General features: G+C 61.1%; 20 protein-coding genes and 1 tRNA gene. 10 read left to right on the top strand and 11 right to left on the bottom strand.

Going from position 1 to position 16,376, the window contains the following annotated elements; genetic code table 11:
• Positions 1-18: 18 nt before the first annotated feature.
• Genes rplV through rplC form a run of 6 tightly spaced genes read right to left on the bottom strand, consistent with a single transcriptional unit; the run spans position 19 to position 3,164 of the window.
• Positions 19-384: a 50S ribosomal protein L22 gene (rplV, locus tag FZZ92_RS10640; RefSeq protein WP_115022804.1), complete on the bottom strand. Its 366-nt coding sequence runs from the start codon at positions 382-384 to the stop codon at positions 19-21.
• A gap of 3 nt (positions 385-387) precedes the next feature.
• On the bottom strand, positions 388-663 hold the full coding sequence (gene rpsS, locus FZZ92_RS10635) for a 30S ribosomal protein S19 (protein WP_006849645.1): 276 nt from the start codon (positions 661-663) through the stop codon (positions 388-390).
• A 35-nt stretch (positions 664-698) separates the two neighbouring features.
• Complete coding sequence (rplB, locus tag FZZ92_RS10630) at positions 699-1,562, bottom strand: 50S ribosomal protein L2 (protein ID WP_115022806.1); 864 nt, start codon at positions 1,560-1,562, stop codon at positions 699-701.
• Positions 1,563-1,577: 15 nt separating this feature from the next.
• Positions 1,578-1,880 carry a 50S ribosomal protein L23 gene (locus tag FZZ92_RS10625; protein ID WP_226398187.1) on the bottom strand — a complete coding sequence of 101 codons (303 nt, stop codon included), beginning with the start codon at positions 1,878-1,880 and terminating at the stop codon, positions 1,578-1,580.
• Positions 1,873-2,508 carry a 50S ribosomal protein L4 gene (rplD, locus tag FZZ92_RS10620; protein WP_115022810.1) on the bottom strand — a complete coding sequence of 212 codons (636 nt, stop codon included), beginning with the start codon at positions 2,506-2,508 and terminating at the stop codon, positions 1,873-1,875. The genes FZZ92_RS10625 and rplD overlap by 8 nt, the downstream gene beginning before the upstream one ends.
• A complete protein-coding gene (gene rplC, locus FZZ92_RS10615; RefSeq protein ID WP_115022811.1) occupies positions 2,508-3,164 on the bottom strand; it encodes a 50S ribosomal protein L3 in 657 nt (218 codons plus the stop codon). Before rplC ends, rplD begins: the two co-directional genes overlap by 1 nt.
• 380 nt (positions 3,165-3,544) lie before the next feature.
• On the opposite strand from rplC, the gene FZZ92_RS10610 reads away from it, so the two are divergent.
• The 6 genes from FZZ92_RS10610 to recA all read left to right on the top strand — a co-directional run bounded on the left by FZZ92_RS10610 (position 3,545) and on the right by recA (position 8,797).
• Positions 3,545-4,006, top strand: a complete 462-nt coding sequence (locus FZZ92_RS10610) for an NAD(P)H-quinone oxidoreductase subunit N (RefSeq protein ID WP_115022813.1) — start codon at positions 3,545-3,547, stop codon at positions 4,004-4,006.
• On the top strand, positions 3,973-5,004 hold the full coding sequence (locus tag FZZ92_RS10605) for an LdpA C-terminal domain-containing domain (RefSeq protein ID WP_226398188.1): 1,032 nt from the start codon (positions 3,973-3,975) through the stop codon (positions 5,002-5,004). The genes FZZ92_RS10610 and FZZ92_RS10605 overlap by 34 nt, the downstream gene beginning before the upstream one ends.
• A gap of 22 nt (positions 5,005-5,026) precedes the next feature.
• Positions 5,027-6,655 carry an AAA family ATPase gene (locus tag FZZ92_RS10600; protein ID WP_226423196.1) on the top strand — a complete coding sequence of 543 codons (1,629 nt, stop codon included), beginning with the start codon at positions 5,027-5,029 and terminating at the stop codon, positions 6,653-6,655.
• Positions 6,656-6,758: 103 nt separating this feature from the next.
• Positions 6,759-6,830, top strand: a tRNA-Gln gene (locus FZZ92_RS10595).
• Positions 6,831-6,839: 9 nt separating this feature from the next.
• Positions 6,840-7,589, top strand: a complete 750-nt coding sequence (locus FZZ92_RS10590) for an HAD family hydrolase (RefSeq protein WP_115022818.1) — start codon at positions 6,840-6,842, stop codon at positions 7,587-7,589.
• A gap of 86 nt (positions 7,590-7,675) precedes the next feature.
• On the top strand, positions 7,676-8,797 hold the full coding sequence (gene recA / locus FZZ92_RS10585; RefSeq protein WP_115022820.1) for a recombinase RecA: 1,122 nt from the start codon (positions 7,676-7,678) through the stop codon (positions 8,795-8,797).
• A 2-nt stretch (positions 8,798-8,799) separates the two neighbouring features.
• Here the strand turns inward: recA and FZZ92_RS10580 are convergent, their stop codons facing one another.
• The 3 genes from FZZ92_RS10580 to FZZ92_RS10570 form a co-directional block, all read right to left on the bottom strand.
• On the bottom strand, positions 8,800-9,144 hold the full coding sequence (locus FZZ92_RS10580; protein ID WP_226398191.1) for a DUF1815 family protein: 345 nt from the start codon (positions 9,142-9,144) through the stop codon (positions 8,800-8,802).
• 70 nt (positions 9,145-9,214) lie between these two features.
• Entirely contained in the window at positions 9,215-9,463 is a 249-nt protein-coding gene (locus FZZ92_RS10575) for a DUF2839 domain-containing protein (protein WP_115022824.1), read from the bottom strand.
• Positions 9,464-9,498: 35 nt separating this feature from the next.
• Positions 9,499-10,944 (bottom strand): helicase, encoded by a 1,446-nt coding sequence (locus tag FZZ92_RS10570; protein ID WP_226423195.1) that lies wholly within the window; start codon positions 10,942-10,944, stop codon positions 9,499-9,501.
• Positions 10,945-11,027: 83 nt separating this feature from the next.
• On the opposite strand from FZZ92_RS10570, the gene FZZ92_RS10565 reads away from it, so the two are divergent.
• Entirely contained in the window at positions 11,028-11,909 is an 882-nt protein-coding gene (locus FZZ92_RS10565) for a prephenate/arogenate dehydrogenase (protein ID WP_226398252.1), read from the top strand.
• Here the strand turns inward: FZZ92_RS10565 and crtD are convergent.
• Positions 11,893-13,395 carry a C-3',4' desaturase CrtD gene (gene crtD / locus FZZ92_RS10560; protein WP_226423194.1) on the bottom strand — a complete coding sequence of 501 codons (1,503 nt, stop codon included), beginning with the start codon at positions 13,393-13,395 and terminating at the stop codon, positions 11,893-11,895. The two genes, FZZ92_RS10565 and crtD, sit on opposite strands and share 17 nt — an antisense overlap.
• Before the next feature lie 50 nt (positions 13,396-13,445).
• Between crtD and FZZ92_RS10555 the strand changes: the two genes are divergently transcribed.
• A complete protein-coding gene (locus tag FZZ92_RS10555) occupies positions 13,446-14,333 on the top strand; it encodes a fructosamine kinase family protein (RefSeq protein WP_226423193.1) in 888 nt (295 codons plus the stop codon).
• 3 nt (positions 14,334-14,336) lie between these two features.
• Here the strand turns inward: FZZ92_RS10555 and FZZ92_RS10550 are convergent, their stop codons facing one another.
• Positions 14,337-14,723 (bottom strand): CAAD domain-containing protein, encoded by a 387-nt coding sequence (locus FZZ92_RS10550; RefSeq protein WP_186571359.1) that lies wholly within the window; start codon positions 14,721-14,723, stop codon positions 14,337-14,339.
• Positions 14,724-14,733: 10 nt separating this feature from the next.
• On the opposite strand from FZZ92_RS10550, the gene FZZ92_RS10545 reads away from it, so the two are divergent.
• A complete protein-coding gene (locus FZZ92_RS10545) occupies positions 14,734-15,261 on the top strand; it encodes a M67 family metallopeptidase (RefSeq protein ID WP_226398194.1) in 528 nt (175 codons plus the stop codon).
• Complete coding sequence (gene moeB, locus FZZ92_RS10540) at positions 15,233-16,369, top strand: molybdopterin-synthase adenylyltransferase MoeB (protein WP_226423192.1); 1,137 nt, start codon at positions 15,233-15,235, stop codon at positions 16,367-16,369. Before FZZ92_RS10545 ends, moeB begins: the two co-directional genes overlap by 29 nt.
• The last annotated feature ends 7 nt before the right edge of the window (positions 16,370-16,376 follow it).

Below are 16,376 nucleotides of genomic sequence, written 5' to 3'. Positions count from 1 at the left end.
GGTCAGAGTCCTCGGGGGTCAGGAATCGGTCTGAGCCGCCACAGCAATGCTGATGTGGCAGGTCTGTTTCTTGATCTGGAAGGCCCGGCCCTGGGCGCGGGGGCGATAGCGCTTCATGGAGGGGCCCATGTCAGCGCTCGCGCTCGCGATCACCAGAGATGAGGGATCGAGACCGAGATTGTGCTCAGCGTTGGCCACTGCAGACCGGAGCACCTTGGTGATGGGTCCGGTGGAGCGGTAAGGCATGAACTCGAGCATGATCAGTGCGTCGCGGTAAGTGCGGCCACGGATCTGGTCAAGCACACGGCGCACCTTCGAAACGGAGCCTCGGATGAAGCGTCCGTGAGCTTGGGCAATGGGTGCCGTTGGGGTAGACGATGTCATGGATTAGCGGCCTCCTTTCTTGTCTCTGATGTGGCCCTTGAAGGTGCGGGTGGGAGCAAACTCCCCCAGCTTGTGACCGACCATTTGCTCGGTGATGAACACCGGCACGTGGGTGCGGCCGTTGTGTACCGCGATCGTGTGGCCAATCATCATCGGCAGGATCGTGGAGGCCCGTGACCAGGTCTTGATCACGGACTTGTCGTCGTTGTCGTTCTGCTTTTCAACCTTGCGAAGCAGGCTGTCGGCAATAAACGGACCTTTTTTGAGTGAACGTCCCATAACGGTTTAAGCAAGCGGCAAAGTGATGGTTTGCATCAGGAATCGCGTCCGCCACGGCTCCGCTTGGAGGTCTTGCGACGCTTCCGGAGCACGTATTGGTTGCTGGGCTTGTTCCGCTTGCGGGTCTTGAGACCGAGGGCGGGTTTGCCCCAGGGAGTCACCGGACCGGAACGGCCGATTGGTGCACGACCCTCACCACCACCGTGGGGGTGATCGCAGGGGTTCATCACACTGCCTCGAACCTGAGGACGACGACCCAACCAGCGGCGACGTCCAGCCTTGCCCAGGCTGGTGTTGCGCATCTCGGAGTTGCCGACCTCGCCGAGGGTGGCGTAGCACTCGCGGCGCACCAGCCGAACTTCGGTGGAGGGCAGTTTGAGAGCGACGTAGTCGCCTTCCTTCGCCATCACCTGGGCGCTGGCACCAGCAGTACGGACCATCTGGCCGCCGCGGCCGGCGTAGAGCTCGACGCAGTGGACGCTGGAACCAAGAGGCACGGCTGAAAGCGGCATGGCGTTGCCGTTCTCAATCGGGACATCAGGTCCGGAGACCACGGTCTGGCCGACCTGCACTCCTGCGGGAGCCAGGATGTAGCGCTTCTCGCCATCGGCATAGAAGAGCAGTGCCAGGCGTGCGTTGCGGTGCGGGTCGTAGTGGATTGCCGCAACCTTGGCGGAGACACCGTGCTTGTTGCGACGGAAATCCACCACGCGGTAGAGGCGTTTGTGACCGCCACCGCGGTGGCGGCAGGTGATCACACCGCGGTTGTTGCGGCCCTTGCGGCGGTGTTTAGCCACCACCAGGGTCCGCTCAGGTTTGCGGCTGGTGATCTCACTGAAATCAGTGACCACCCGGGTGCGGGTACCGGGGGTGTAGGGGCGGAAATTACGGATTGCCATGACGATTCAGACCCCTCAGGACTCAGGGAAGAGTTGGATCGAGTTGCCCTCCGCAAGGCGCACCACGGCTTTCTTCACTTGGGCACGTTTGCCAGCGAAGCGCCCCATCCGACGCGAGCGTCGAGGGGGATTCATGGTGCTGATGCCGGTGACCTTCACATCGAAGAGCTGCTCAACGGCGGCCTTGATGTCGGGTTTTGCGGCGCGGTGGTCCACCTCGAAGGTGTACTGGTTGATTTCGAGGGCTCGTGTGGCCTTCTCGGTAATCAAGGGACGGCGGATCACATCCGCCAGGCGGGCTTGGAAACGTTCAGTCATCGCCGTAGACCTCCTGGATGGTTGCGAGAGCTTCCTCGCCCAGCACCAAAGCATTGGCATGGAGCAGGTCGAAGACGTTCAGCTGATCCGCGGAGATCAACTTGACTTTCTCCAGGTTGCGCACGGAGCGGCGAACAACATCGGAGGGGTTCGTCAGAACGATGAGCACCTTGGAACCGGCAGCGACACCGAGGCGTCCCAAAGCATCCGTGATCTCACGGGTTTTGGGGGCTTCCAGCGAAGCAGCGAAGTCCTTCACGACAGTCACATCGTCAATGCGGGCCATCAGCGCTGTGCGCAGGGCCAGACGACGCTCCTTGCGGTTCATCGCAAGGTTGTACGTGCGGGGCTTGGGTCCGAAGATGATGCCGCCGCCCGGTTTCAGGGGAGTCCGGATGGATCCCTGGCGGGCCCGTCCAGTTCCTTTCTGCTTGTAAGGCTTGCGACCGCCACCACGTACTTCTGAACGGGTGAGGGTGCTGGCGGTTCCTTGGCGTGCATGGGCCTGCTGACGCAGAACAGCCCGGTGCATGAGATCAACCGCGGTGGTCTCCTTGGCCACCTTCAGGTCCAGGGTTGCCTTGCCGGCTTCCTTGCCCTGCCAATCACGAACGACACAACTGGCCATCACTTACCTCCTTTGGCGGGCTTGGCGCCCACGCGCACGGCCGGGCGGATGTTGAGCAGCGCACCGGGTTTGCCGGGCACGGATCCCTTCACCACCAGCAAATTGTGCTCGCTGTCCACCTTGAGGATGGTCAGACCGCGGGTGGTGATCTTCTTGCCGCCGTAGCGACCGGCCATCCGCTTGCCGGGGTAGATGCGGCCCGGGGTTGTACCGGCACCGGTTGAACCCGGTTCGCGGTGGTTCTTGGAGCCGTGGGTCATCGGACCCCGGCTGAAACCGTGGCGCTTTTGGTAGCCAGCGAAGCCTCGGCCCACGGTGTCACCGCTGACGTCCACCTTCTGACCGGCTTCGAAATCGCCGACGGTGATGGATCCACCGAGTTCGAGCCCTTCAACGCTGTCGATGCGGTATTCGCGCAGATGACGAAGAAGACCCTCACCGGATTTGGTCAGGTGACCCTGGGCGGGTTTGTTGATCAGCTTTTCGCGGGATTCGCCAAAGCCGATCTGCACTGCGGAATAACCGTCAGTGTCGTTGTTTTTGAGTTGGGTGATGCGGCAGGGGCCGGCTTCGATCAAGGTGACCGGAACAGCTCTGCCCTGCTCGTCGAAGAACTGGGACATACCCAGCTTCTTCCCGAGAATGCCGATGGACATGGGTGGGGAGGAAGCGCCAGCGTGGACAACCACCAGGCGGAGATCCGCATGGGGTCAGGTGCTGATCGATTGGACGCAGACGTGGTTCGAAGCTGAACTCCCGAGGGAGTGGATTCGAATGGGCTAGCGAACGATGCAGCGAGGCTGGGACTTGCATCTGCACGGTGTGCTGTTGCAGTTTCCCGACGGGGATTTCCGAAGAAAGCTCCCGTACTGGCCTAGAGATCCGACGCAATCGTCGAATCTGTTCTGTCGACTGGAGGCCCGGCTAGCGGACGGGCACAGAAACACAGAACAAACAATGAACCTACACCACCGCCCTTGCAGCTCCCCTGATCCCTCTGCCTGCTGCCAGAATCACTCCAATCCCTGTAGATGCCATGCCTCTGCTTCTCACCGGTCAGGCATTTCGCCGCGATCTCGAAGCCAATGGCTGTCTGGCTGTTCAGGCCCCGCTCGAGGGTGGTGCAGAAACGCGCTTGCTGCGTCGTTTGCGAGGCGCTGGATACCGCACCCGCATGACATCAGCCCGGGGACTCGGTGATCCGGAGGTGTTCCTCACCCAGAAGCACGGCATCCGTCCTCCCCATCTCGGTCATCAAAGCGTGGGTCGTGGTGCTGCTGTGGGAGAAGTGCAGGAGGTGGCTCCCCAGCTCGGAGACCTGTTTGAGGGTGATGCCCCTGTGGCTCTCTGGCTTCTTGAGGGTCAGGTGCTGTCGCGTTCGGAACTTCTCTCGCTTTGCGACCTCTGCAAGCGCGAACCCCGATTACGCATCATCGTGGAGATGGGTGGTGCCCGAAGCCTGAAGTGGGAACCGATGACCACACATTTGAACGCCTGACACCTGAGGAAGCCCTCGATCAGGGCCGCTGGGTCAAGCTCATCTGTGGGGCCAGCAATCAGGATTTGCCTGCCATTGCCGATCTGACCGCTGTTTTTGCGGCTGTCGGTGTTCATTGCATTGATGTGGCTGCCGATCCAGCGGTCGCGCTTGCAGCCCGTCGTGGCCTCGACTGGGCTGAAGCCCACACGGGCCATCGTCCCTGGCTCATGGTCAGCCTCAGCGATGGCATGGATGCTCACTTCCGCAAGGCTTGGTTCGACGCCGACCGCTGTCCCGCGGACTGTCCGCGTCCTTGCGAAAGGATTTGCCCCGCTGCAGCAATTCCGCCCGGTTCTGGGATCGACCAGCAGCGTTGCTATGGCTGTGGTCGCTGCTTGCCGGCCTGCCCCCATGGGCTAATCGAGGAACGCGACCATCGACTGGCTCCAGAGCAGGTGATCACGCTGCTGAAATCCATTCAGCCCGATGCGGTGGAGATTCACACGGGGTCTGGGCATGAGGAGGGCTCCACGATGCTGATCCAAAGCCTTCAGCACCACAACGTTCCCTTGCAGCGCTTGGCCGTGAGCTGCGGGTTGGAGGGTCATGGCGTGAATGCTGATCAGTTGGCTCGGTTGCTGTGGCATCGCCATTCCTGTTTGCGGCAAGCCGGTTACAGGCCCCTCTGGCAATTGGATGGGCGGCCGATGAGTGGTGATGTGGGGGCTGGAACAGCGCGGGCTGCGGTTCAGCTCTGGCGTGCCATGCGTCTTCTGGCACCACCTGGTCCGCTGCAGCTTGCCGGTGGAACCAATGCCGCAACGGTGGATCTCTTGCATTCGACGGAACGGCCGGCTGGCATTGCCTTTGGTGGTGTGGCGCGTCGCTTGCTGATGCCCGTGCTCAATGAGGCGCAAACCCGTGGATCTGCCCTGTGGCAATGGCCCGAGGGTTGGGAGCGTGCCCTCTCCCTTGCGCGTCCATTGGTTACTCCATGGCTGCGCCGCTCTTGCTAGAAGGCTGAAACGCGCAGATCCCATGGGCACGCAACGGGTCACCGACGATCTGGATCGCCTTCTCGAACTTCTGCCGGATGCCGTGCAGGAGCAGTTGCGGGAGGAGGAGGCTCGACAGCAGTTGCTTGAGGTGGTGCTCGATCTCGGTCGACTCCCGGAAGCGCGTTATCCAGGTCGTGCCTTGGCACTGGGCTCCACGCCCTTGTCTCGGGAGGACCTTGCGGCGGTGGTGGCCAGGATTGGTCAGTTCGGAGGCGATAACCGAGCAGGGATTGAAAGGACCCTTCACCGGATCAGCGCGATCCGCAACCGCCAGGGTGAGGTGGTTGGTCTGACCTGCAGGGTGGGGCGTGCCGTGTTCGGCACCGTTGCCATGGTGCGGGATCTTTTGGATGGAGGGCAGTCCCTGCTGTTGATGGGGCGCCCGGGTGTCGGCAAGACAACGGCATTGCGGGAGATCGCCCGGGTGCTCGCTGATGAGTTGGAGCGGCGCGTTGTGGTGATTGACACGAGCAATGAGATCGCGGGTGATGGCGACATCCCGCATCCCGCGATTGGCAGGGCCCGCCGCATGCAGGTGGCCAGGCCTGAACTGCAGCACCAAACCATGATCGAGGCGGTGGAAAACCACATGCCTGAAGTCATCGTGATCGATGAGATCGGCACCGAGCTGGAGGCGCAGGCGGCGCGCACCATTGCTGAGCGTGGCGTGGTGCTGGTCGCCACCGCTCATGGCAATGCCCTGGCGAACCTGATCAAGAACCCCACCCTTAGTGATCTGGTGGGTGGAATTCAGGCGGTCACCCTTGGGGATGAGGAGGCCCGGCGGCGGCGCAGTCAGAAGACGGTGCTCGAGCGCGCGGCTGACCCAACTTTTCCGGTTGCGGTTGAAATGCACAGTCGACACCGCTGGGCCGTGCATACCGACGTTGCTGCCACGGTGGACCAGTTGCTCAGGGGCCTGCAGCCCAGAGTTCAGGAGCGCGAGCTGACTGCTGAGGGTGGTGTTCAGCTTGTCGATCCCCCGCAGTCGTCGGGTTTGCTAAGCCCTCCTTCTCCTCGACCGGCAGCTGGACGGCCTGTCTCTGTTCCTGTGTCTGTGCCTCAGACCAGTGCAGCAGAAGCATCTCCTCCTGCCCCTCCTGAGAACACCAACGTTTTGCAGGTTCTCTGTTGTGGGATCACCCCCCGGCTTGTGGACGAAACCATTCGTTCTCACGGCTGGACTGCGCGGGTGGTGGACGATTTAAGTGAGGCGGATGTTGTGTTGAGCATTCGGCTGGGACTCAGCCGCCAACCGTCTCTGAGGCGTCAGGCTAGGGATCTTGGGATTCCAATCCTGGTGATCAAGTCCGACACCCTGCCCCAGGTGACCCGTGCTATGGCTCGCCTCTTGAGTCGTCGGGCAAGTGAAACGGCTGCGGATGCCATCGCTCCCGATCGGGCGTCAAAGGACGATGAATTGGCTGCTCTTGAGGAATGCCGGCTTGCAGTGGAACAAGTGGTGATGCCGCAAGGCAGGCCCGTGGAGTTGTTGCCGCGAACGGAACGCGTGCTTCGCATGCAGGCGGATCTTGTCAGTCGTTACCAACTGCGTAGTGATGTTTTCGGTCAAGCCGAACAGTCGCGTTTGCGGGTCTTCCCTCCCTGATCGCCCTTCGCTTGATTCGCCCGGTGGATTGACGAAGGGTTGGCTGCTATGAGTAACTATTAGTGCTCCGGTGAGCCGCAGGTTGTGGTCTTTTCCGGTTCAGTGGGCCGTCGCCAAGCGGTAAGGCAGCGGGTTTTGGTCTCGCCATTCCTAGGTTCGAATCCTAGCGGCCCAGTTTTTGTTCATGAACCATCGACCCTTGCTGGTGTTCGATTTCGACGGGGTCATCGTCGATGGCATGGCCGAGTACTGGTGGAGTGCTTGGCATGCGTGTCTTCGCCTTGATGCCTCTCCGACAGGATTGACTCCCGACCGGGTGCCTGATGCGTTCCGTCGGCTGCGCCCATGGGTGCATCACGGTTGGGAGATGGTGTTGCTGGCTGCTGAGCTGCCTGTTCTGGATCCCCAGGTTTGGATGCAGTCCTACGCCGAAGCCCAGGCGCTCGCTTTACAGCGTCACGGATGGGAGCCGGAGCAGCTGCAAGCCGCCCTGGATGCGTCCCGTGATGAATCTGTTCGGCAGAACCGCTCCGCTTGGTTGGCGTTGCATCGGCCCTTCCCAGGGTTGGTGGCAAGGCTCCGCCAGCTTGAGGCTGAGGGCGTGGACTGGGCTGTCCTGACCACCAAGACCCAGGCCTTTACCGCTGAGCTGCTGAACAGTCTTGGCCTGCATCCCTGGCGTTTGGACGGTCGCGAAGCTGGAGCGAAGCCCCAGGTTTTGCTTCGGCTTCAGCAGCAGCGAACGTTGTGTGGCTTCGTTGAAGACCGTCGGGCGACGCTGGAGGCTGTGCGGTCCACGCCAGGATTGGAACGACTGCCCTGCTTCCTGGTGAGTTGGGGCTATCTTCGCCCCCAGGATCAGAGCAATCTTCCTCCCGGGATTGCGTTGCTCCATCCGGATCGTTTCCGGGCCCCCCTGGCGCAATGGCCCTGATTCGCTACGGTACGCTTGTACTACCTGAGACGATTCGGCGCTTCTGTGGCATTGGATCTCTCGTTCCTTAGTTTCAGGTCTCTTCCATGCCTGCAGATATGAAATCCAGTGCTTCCGACCCCCGCTCCTCCGGCGAGAAAGACAAGGCGCTAAATCTGGTCCTTGGTCAGATCGAGCGCAACTTCGGTAAAGGGTCGATCATGCGGCTCGGCGATGCCTCCCGCATGAGGGTGGAGACGATCTCCACCGGTGCTCTGACCCTTGATCTTGCCCTGGGTGGTGGTTACCCGAAGGGCCGGGTGGTGGAGATTTATGGCCCAGAAAGTTCCGGTAAAACCACTCTCACCCTGCATGCGATTGCTGAAGTGCAGAAGCGTGGTGGTGTGGCGGCCTTCGTGGATGCGGAGCATGCTCTGGACCCCGTTTATGCCGCTTCGTTGGGTGTGGATGTTGAGAACCTTCTGGTCTCTCAGCCCGATACCGGTGAGATGGCTCTGGAGATCGTCGATCAACTGGTGCGATCGGCGGCGGTTGATCTTGTCGTGATCGACTCGGTGGCCGCTCTCACGCCCCGCGCCGAGATCGAGGGAGAAATGGGAGACCTGGCGGTTGGCAGTCAGGCGCGTCTGATGAGTCAGGCCATGCGCAAGATCACCGGCAACATCGGCAAGTCGGGTTGCACCGTCATCTTCCTCAACCAGCTGCGTCTCAAGATTGGTGTGACCTACGGCAATCCAGAGACGACCACTGGAGGCAATGCTCTCAAGTTCTATGCCTCGGTTCGCCTCGACATCCGTCGGATTCAGACGCTCAAGAAGGGGACGGAGGAATTCGGGATCAGGGCCAAAGTGAAAGTGGCGAAAAACAAGGTGGCGCCACCCTTCCGCATTGCTGAATTCGACATTCTTTTTGGCCGCGGCATCAGCACCCTGGGCTGTCTGCTCGATCTCGCCGAAGAGACAGGTGTGGTTGTGCGCAAGGGCGCTTGGTACAGCTACGAGGGAGACAACATCGGGCAGGGTCGCGACAACACCATCACCTGGATGGAGGAGAACCCGGAATCGACGGCCACGATTGAGACGCTCGTGCGTCAAAAGCTGACGGAAGGTTCGGAAGTGAAGTCGAATTCCATGCGGCCCCTGGCGGCTGCTGCGAAGGCGACTGTCGATAAGTCGACTCCGGGTAAGGCTCCGGAAGCAGCTGCTTGATCTCAGCCGGCTTGGGTCAGTGACTGCTTGCCGCAGACCTGGCCCTGCTGAGCCAGTTCAGCCATTCGGTGTAGTTCCTGGATGGCTTCAGCTCCCTCCAATTTCACGAGTTCTCGGCCATTGCGGGATTCCACCCAGCTGATGCCGAAATCGGAGACAAGAAAGCGCACGATGTGACCATCGCCGATGTCAGCCACAAAAGACGCGCCATGGCCATCGCGACCGTCGCCGCAGGAGTAACAGGTGGCTGTGACGCCGGCAGTTTCGAGGCTGCCGGCGAGGGCCTGCAGGCTCATCACCAAGTCTTCGACGACAGACCTGTAGTGCTCGGCTAAACGCGGAAACATGATTGAGTCTCCAGTGAGACCAATCCTAAAAGTTTTCTTTCGTTTTCGCGTGTTTGGTCCGGCTGGCCGATCAGGGGGTATCCGAGAGCGTCCACCAGCCTGCGGCGGGTCCGATGAATCGCACCGTGATCCATAGGACCACCATGGCTCCGATGCCGATCCAGGCGCCGCGTGTGGTCACCGCCATGAACTGCTGTGTCTGATTGCGCGTCAGAGGAAGCCAGGACACCACTCGCGGCGATGTATCCGGTGCTTTTGTGTTGGCCTTGGGCTGACGAGGGGGCATGCCCTGTGCAGCTCGGCGGCGTGCTTCTCCCATGCACTTCTGCGCGTTGAACGGAGGTTAGGTGTTGTTCAGTCCGGCAGCAGTCGCTGCAGTGGAATCCAAGGCTCAAGCCGATGCAGCACCTGATCACCCCAACTGCGCCCTCGGAGACGACCATCAAGGATGGCTAGGCGTCCACCGCTGCGTCGCAGTGGTGCAATGGCTGCTGGAATCAAGCTCAATGCTTCCGGCAAAAGCAGGGTGCGGAACCAGTCTTCGCCCTGTTGTTTCATGCGTTCCACCCTTGCTGAGGTGAGTGGATTGTCCAGGCTGGAGAGGGGAAGCATGCCGATAATCAGCTGCGCTGGAGATGGGAGATGCTCCTGATGCTCAAGCCACCAGTCCCAGCTGCAGGTCACCACACCATTGCTTTCGGGTGCAGTCGATTCATGGTCCACACGGCGTCCGAATTCGGCAGCCAGGGAGCTGGTGAGCTGTCGCCGTAGTTGGTCGTCATTGATCAGCAGGATGGTCATTCCCGCCTGACCAAGGATGAGCCGTCTGCTCTCCTCAAGGAGATGTTGGGAATAGATCCGTGTGTTCGGCAGCGGCTGGCGGCGGGGGGCATAGAGAGGGAGGGGTTCATTGAGCTCCCGTTCGCGCAGTGTTGCGCGGACGTCGGGGACCACCCCCGCCTGCTCAAACTCCAGATCCAGCCTTGCGTTATCTCCATTGCTGCTAAACATCAGGCAGGGGTGATCATGCAGAACCCCCCGCAGAAGTTGAAGGGGTTCCAAGGGGGCCAGCTGCCAGCGCCATTGGAGCAACCGGTGATCGAGTTCAGCCCACTCCGTCCAGTCCGCCGGGTTGATCTTTCGGAGCTTGTCCCAGGGCTCAGGGCTCGATGGCATCAGCTGGAGGAGGTCACGCAGCGCTTGCCCTGCTGATCCCTCGAGTCGCACCGCGCCCCCTGGTCGCGTGGCTCCAGCGAACAGCTGTCGGCTCATCCGGTCATGCAGCTCCATCAACCCGGCTTCAGCCTGTGGGCAGGCTTGGCGAAGCTCGTCCCAGTGATGGGGAGTGATCTCAAACGTGAGGGCGTTGCGCATTCGACGGCTCAACTGATCCATCTCCGGGATCAGCAGTTGTCGCGTGCCCAAGTGCCCGTCCCGATGGGCCTGAATCAGCTCTGCAACATCCATCAACCAGAGCTGTGGCCCCTCAGGTGGGGTTGTCCCTTGCCAACAGGGAAGGCGTAGGCCCTGGTTCCGTAAACGGGGCAATTCCAATTGGAGCAGGCGCCGACGCTGGGGGGCCGTCAACACAAGAGCCCCAGCTTCGGGAGCCAGACAAAGCGGTACAAGAAGACCGAGCCACCAACGTTCGCTGCTGCTGGGGGGGAGTTGGACGAGCGTTGTATCGCGGCGCCTCAGGCTTCTGGCCACCAACCGGCTCAGGGTCAGGTGGTGGGGCCAATCCGATTCCTCCTGGCGGAGCAGGGTTTTGATCTGATGGTGGGCCTGGGCTTCCAACATCGTCAAACCCTAAGCAGGGCTCCCCCTGTGATTGGTTCATGGCAATCCATCCATCAACATGGCTTTACGACCCTGCAGGAGTGATGGCGGTGCAACCGGGAAGGGTGGGGATCGTTGGCCTTGGATTGATTGGGGGATCCCTCGGTCTCGATCTCCAGGCGCAAGGTTGGACGGTGCAGGGTCTCGTGCATCGTCAGATCACGGCGGATCGTGCCATGGCCCGAAGGCTGGTGGGAACGGTGTCGACGGATCCGCGCTGCCTCGCGGATTGCGATGTGGTGATCCTGGCCTTGCCGATTCCCTTATTGCTGAACCCACCTGATGAGTTGGTGGCCGCCCTGCCTGAATCAGCGGTGGTGACCGATGTCGGTTCGGTTAAACAGCCCGTTTTGGAGGCTTGGCGCCAACGGCATCCCCGCTTTGTGGCGAGTCACCCCATGGCGGGTACGGCCCAGGCGGGGGTCGATGCCGGTGTGCTGAATCTGTTCCGAGGCCGCCCCTGGATCGCAACTCCGGATGCTCAAACGGATCCCATCGCCCTGGACCAGGTTCGTGATCTTGCCCTCAGCGTGGGTGGACATTGGCTGACGTCCACCGCCTCTCAACACGACCAGGCCGTAGCTTTGATTTCGCACATGCCGGTGCTGGTCAGTGCCGCACTGCTGCGTGCGGTGGGCGATGAGCGGGATCCGGAAATCCGGCAGCTGGCGATGGTGCTGGCCTCCAGCGGCTTTGCCGATACCAGTCGCGTGGGTGGAGGGAATCCGCAGTTGGGGGTCGCGATGGCCTCCACCAATCGAGATGCGGTGTTGCGCGGATTGGCGGCGTACCGCTGGAGCCTCGAGCAGCTTGAAGATGCCGTTCTCCAGCAAAACTGGTCTCAATTGGAGTTGGAATTGCTCCGAACGCAAACCCTGCGCCCAGATTTTTTGAGGGCACCTGGTGAGGTCAGCTCCGAAAGCTGAGGGGCTGTCCCCGTTCCGCCATGAGCTGACGGCAGGCATTGAGGGCAGACAGGCTGACCCCTGCTGTGCCCTCGCCTGGGTGAAGGCTGTCGCCGCAGAGCCAAAAACCTGGCATTGGCGTTCGTCCTGCCAGGCCAAAGGGGCCAAACCGGCTGGGATGCTGCCCGAGTCCCCCCACCATTCCATTGGGACGACCCGTCCAGCCGGCGAAGCCCCGTGGCGTTGCCAGCTCAGCGTGCAACCAGGCATCCTCCCGAAGGTTGAGCCAGCTGTTCAGTTCTGCTTGGATCAGGGTCATCATTTCTTGCTTTCGCTGCTGATAGTCCGGCTCCGGCAAGCGGCACCAGTCACCCGTTGGGGTGAACACGCTGGCGATCAAGGTGGCCTGTCCCCGGGGCGCGCGCCCGTCGCCGTCGCGGCTGACAGAGACAAATAGGGATCCCGGGGATGCGCAGCCGCGCTGGAGATGGCCTGGGCAGGGATCGGGCAGGGCATCACGAGATACCGCTCCGTAGAGAACCAGCGCACCACTCGGTTCATGCAGGTTTTCTAGACGCCTTCGATATCCCTTGGGCAGCTGATTCAGATCGATCAGTTTCAGCAGGCACTGGGGGGGAAGGCTGCAGACCACATCGCGACTGTTGAGTTGTTTGTGCTCGTCTCCGGCCGTGGTGACATGCACTTGCCAACCGGATGAGCAGGGCTGCAGTTTGGTGACCCGATGCTTCAGAAGCACGTTCCCGCCGTCGCGCTTAATGGCGGCCACCAGCTGGTCGCTCAGCACCTGCATCGATCCCTCCAGATGCCAGAGACCCAGTGGCGCTTGAGCCATCTGTAGGACTGTGGCGCCGTAGAGAGCGGCGGTGCGATTGGCCGGCTCCTGGGAGTACAGCTTCAGCTGGAGGTCGAGAAAGCGCCGGAGTCGTTGATCTTGACCGCACCCACAAAGCTGCAACAGATCGGCGATGGTGAGTCCGGTGAACAGTCCCGATGCCAGCGTCGCGGGACGCAGGGCCCGCAGCATGGTGCCGAGATCCCAGAGGGAACGCGGTGTCACCACGGGATCCTTGTTGGCGAACTGCCAGTTGCTCGAATGCAACTGATGGCAAAGGCTCCAGAAAGGTTTGCTGCCAGGAAACTGATGCTCCCGTTCAGCGGCCCACGCTTCCGGGTCATGCCAAAGGGGAATGGGAGGTGAGCCATCGCCCAGGTCCACCACACACCCGGGGTTCAAAATCTCCGCTGCGGGAAGAGGCACGTTCAGATGCTTCAGCAGTCGTGCATGACTGCCCCCCGGCTCCAGACCGGCGACCTGGGTCGCCCCAACATCGAACACCCATTCACGGCGACGGAATGTTCCGGCACATCCCCCTGTTTGGTGGTGCGCTTCCAACAGGGAGACCTTGACGCCATCGCGGGCCAGCAGTGCCGCTGCGGTTAAGCCTGCGATGCCACCGCCCACCACGATCACGCTGGAATCGCTCACGACGCTCTGAAGAATCGAGCCATGCTGGCAAGAGAGGGGGCCTGATGAGGATGAACAGCGAACTGCGCCTCGAACTCACAGCGGAGGGTGGTCCGTTGGCGGGGGCTGACATCGCTGATGTCTCGCCCGTGGGTGGCGGTTGCATTCATCAGGCCTGGAAACTGCGTCTCAGTAATGGCCAGGTGTTGTTTGCCAAAAGCGGCGGCTTAAGCGCGCTGCCCCTGTTTGAGGTGGAGGTGGAGGCCCTTGAGGCCTTGCGTGCCCATGCAGACAACACGTTTTTGGTTGTCCCGCAGCCCTTGGCTCTGGCAGCACTGCCCCATGGTGCGGTGCTGCTGTTGCCTTGGTTGGATTGTCGTGGCAGCGACCAAGCAGCCCTCGGCCGGGGTTTGGCACTGCTGCACCAGTCGTCCATGGCATCCAGCCCAGCACGTTTCGGCTGGCACCGTGATGGCTTCATCGGTGCTGGTCCCCAGCCAGGTGGTTGGCGGGGTGATTGGGGATCTGCATTTGTGGAGTTGAGGCTGCGCCCCCAACTCGAGGCCCTTGATTGGTTGAATCAAGCTTCAATCGACTTGGACCCGTTGTTGTATCGCCTTGCAGAGCACCTGAATGAGCATCAACCGCGTCCTGCGTTGGTGCATGGCGATCTATGGGGTGGGAATGCCGCCAGCCTCGCGGATGGACGGGGAAGCATTTTTGATCCCGCCAGTTGGTGGGCTGATCGGGAAGTCGATCTGGCCATGACCCAACTGTTCGGCGGCTTCGGGGAAGAGTTCCGATCTGCCTATCGGAAAGTGCTTCCTGAGGTTCCAGGCGCTGACGGTCGGGTGGAGATCTACAACCTGTACCACCTGCTCAACCACGCCAATTTGTTTGGGGGCGGTTACATCAACCAATGTCGAGCCAGTCTTAGAGATCTGGCTCGACGGCTTTGAGGATCAGCCCAGGTACTCCTGTCGGAGTGTTTGAACACGCTGCACGAGGGCGTTGCGCTTGTCGCTGGTGGTCAGGTTCTGCCAGCTCCATTGGCCGACCACAACCACGCCGAGCAGTTCAAGTAGCCCCGGAACGATCGGTAGGAGATTGATCGTGTCCAGGATGCCCTTGATCAGAATCTGGGCAATGATGACGGCGGCAAAGATGCCAACGATCTTGCCGATGCGTCCCATCTGACTCCAGTCGACCTGGTCAAGGGTGTCGTTCACCTTGCCCAGAACGTCGCTGTAGCGCTCAGCAAAGGAGGTGGTGTCTTCCTGAGCAGGAGCGTCGATGGGTGTCGTCACAGTTGTGTCGGCATCCTTGACTTCAGTGGGGGCGTCACTCATGGAAACGACCATGTCATTCGCTATTTCAGCTGAGGGTATCGGTGAGACGCGATATACGCCATCCGTGCTGCAAATTGATTACCGATGCCACACGGATCTGTGCTCCACTCTCCTGGCACCTCACCCCGAGGAGGGTTGTGCATTGCTGCTTGGCGAACGGGTCTCGCCAGGGCTCTTGAGAGTTCAAACGGCCTGGCCCTGTTGCAATGTCTGGGGGCGAGGAGGATCAGATCAGCAGCCCGTCATCGGCCGCCGCCGCAGATTTCTGGTGGACCCCAGAGAACAGCTTGCAGCGCAGCGTTGGGCTCGTGCACGCCATCAACGTTGTCTTGGCGTGGCCCACTCCCATCCGGCTTCCCCCGCAGTGCCATCGCATCACGATCGGCTTTGGGGAGAGACTGAAGGTGTGATGCTGATTCTTTCGGCTTCGGTTGGGTTGCGTGCCTGGTGGCTGCATGGCGACCGCACCGTGGATGAAATTCCCATCCAGCTTTGGGACACTCACAACCATGCAGGACCGATCGATGCTGAGTGCTGATGAGCGGGGTCGCTATGCCCGCCATCTGATCCTTCCCGAGGTTGGCCCGGCAGGCCAGCTCCGGCTGAAATCTGCATCTGTGTTGTGTGTTGGCAGCGGTGGGCTCGGATCTCCTCTGCTGCTGTATCTGGCTGCGGCAGGCGTCGGCCGCATCGGAATCGTGGATGGTGATGTGGTGGAGCTCTCGAACCTCCAGCGACAGGTGATCCACAGCTCAAGTGGGGTTGGTCGTTCCAAGGCTCGGTCGGCAGCAGCTCGAATCCATGAGCTCAACCCCCACTGCCAGGTCGATGTGCACGAACACATGCTTGATGTGGACAACGCCTTGGATCTCATCGGTGCCTATGACCTGGTGTGTGACGGCACGGATAACTTCCCCAGTCGCTATTTGATCAACGACGCCTGCGTGTTGCTTGGCAAGCCACTTGTTTATGGATCCGTGCAGCGCTTTGACGGCCAGGTCAGCGTGTTCAACCGCACGCCGATGAGCCCTAACTACCGCGATTTGCTCCCAGAACCTCCCCCGCCTGAGTCTGTTCCGTCTTGTTCAGAGGCTGGGGTGATGGGCGTGATGCCGGGGCTGATCGGTCTGCTTCAGGCCACGGAAGCGATCAAGCTGATCACCGAGATCGGTGAATGCCTGGATGGTCGGCTGCTGGTGGTGGATGCCCTGGCGATGCGCTTTCGGGAACTCACCCTCCGCGTTGATCCCGATCGCCCGAAGATTGAAAGCCTGATTGACTATCGCGAGTTCTGCCGTCCGGCGTCATCGGAGATGGAATCCATCAATGTCACGGAGCTGAAGGCCTTGCTCGACTCCGCCCCAGGCGAGATTGTGCTTGTCGATGTGCGCAATCCTGCTGAGGCAGAGGTGGCTTCGATTGAAGGAAGCCACTTGGTTCCTTTGGCCTCCCTGGAGAGTGGAGAGGCGATCGATCTCGTGCGTTCCTTGGCGGAGGGACGGCGCCTTTTGGTGCACTGCAAGCTGGGGGGGCGCTCTGCACGTGCTGTTGATCTGCTGGGGCAGCAGGGCATTGCGGCCACGAATGTGACCGGTGGAATTGATGCCTGGTCGCAGCAGGTGGATCCTGCGGTTCCCCGCTACTGAACCCCAG

Source organism: Synechococcus sp. MU1611, assembly GCF_020514255.1.
Classification (GTDB): domain Bacteria; phylum Cyanobacteriota; class Cyanobacteriia; order PCC-6307; family Cyanobiaceae; genus Parasynechococcus.
This window is presented reverse-complemented; position numbering and strand designations above follow the sequence as displayed.

What these genes read in the sequence shown, in the direction of transcription:
- rplV (WP_115022804.1), bottom strand. Translation starts at nt 384, where the DNA reads ATGACATCGTCTACCCCAACGGCACCCATTGCCCAAGCTCACGGACGC.
- rpsS (WP_006849645.1), bottom strand. Translation starts at nt 663, where the DNA reads ATGGGACGTTCACTCAAAAAAGGTCCGTTTATTGCCGACAGCCTGCTT.
- rplB (WP_115022806.1), bottom strand. Translation starts at nt 1,562, where the DNA reads ATGGCAATCCGTAATTTCCGCCCCTACACCCCCGGTACCCGCACCCGG.
- FZZ92_RS10625 (WP_226398187.1), bottom strand. Translation starts at nt 1,880, where the DNA reads ATGACTGAACGTTTCCAAGCCCGCCTGGCGGATGTGATCCGCCGTCCC.
- rplD (WP_115022810.1), bottom strand. Translation starts at nt 2,508, where the DNA reads ATGGCCAGTTGTGTCGTTCGTGATTGGCAGGGCAAGGAAGCCGGCAAG.
- rplC (WP_115022811.1), bottom strand. Translation starts at nt 3,164, where the DNA reads ATGTCCATCGGCATTCTCGGGAAGAAGCTGGGTATGTCCCAGTTCTTC.
- FZZ92_RS10610 (WP_115022813.1), top strand. Translation starts at nt 3,545, where the DNA reads ATGCCTCTGCTTCTCACCGGTCAGGCATTTCGCCGCGATCTCGAAGCC.
- FZZ92_RS10600 (WP_226423196.1), top strand. Translation starts at nt 5,027, where the DNA reads ATGGGCACGCAACGGGTCACCGACGATCTGGATCGCCTTCTCGAACTT.
- FZZ92_RS10590 (WP_115022818.1), top strand. Translation starts at nt 6,840, where the DNA reads ATGAACCATCGACCCTTGCTGGTGTTCGATTTCGACGGGGTCATCGTC.
- recA (WP_115022820.1), top strand. Translation starts at nt 7,676, where the DNA reads ATGCCTGCAGATATGAAATCCAGTGCTTCCGACCCCCGCTCCTCCGGC.
- FZZ92_RS10580 (WP_226398191.1), bottom strand. Translation starts at nt 9,144, where the DNA reads ATGTTTCCGCGTTTAGCCGAGCACTACAGGTCTGTCGTCGAAGACTTG.
- FZZ92_RS10575 (WP_115022824.1), bottom strand. Translation starts at nt 9,463, where the DNA reads ATGGGAGAAGCACGCCGCCGAGCTGCACAGGGCATGCCCCCTCGTCAG.
- FZZ92_RS10570 (WP_226423195.1), bottom strand. Translation starts at nt 10,944, where the DNA reads ATGTTGGAAGCCCAGGCCCACCATCAGATCAAAACCCTGCTCCGCCAG.
- FZZ92_RS10565 (WP_226398252.1), top strand. Translation starts at nt 11,028, where the DNA reads ATGGCGGTGCAACCGGGAAGGGTGGGGATCGTTGGCCTTGGATTGATT.
- FZZ92_RS10555 (WP_226423193.1), top strand. Translation starts at nt 13,446, where the DNA reads ATGAACAGCGAACTGCGCCTCGAACTCACAGCGGAGGGTGGTCCGTTG.
- FZZ92_RS10550 (WP_186571359.1), bottom strand. Translation starts at nt 14,723, where the DNA reads ATGAGTGACGCCCCCACTGAAGTCAAGGATGCCGACACAACTGTGACG.
- FZZ92_RS10545 (WP_226398194.1), top strand. Translation starts at nt 14,734, where the DNA reads ATGTCATTCGCTATTTCAGCTGAGGGTATCGGTGAGACGCGATATACG.
- moeB (WP_226423192.1), top strand. Translation starts at nt 15,233, where the DNA reads ATGCAGGACCGATCGATGCTGAGTGCTGATGAGCGGGGTCGCTATGCC.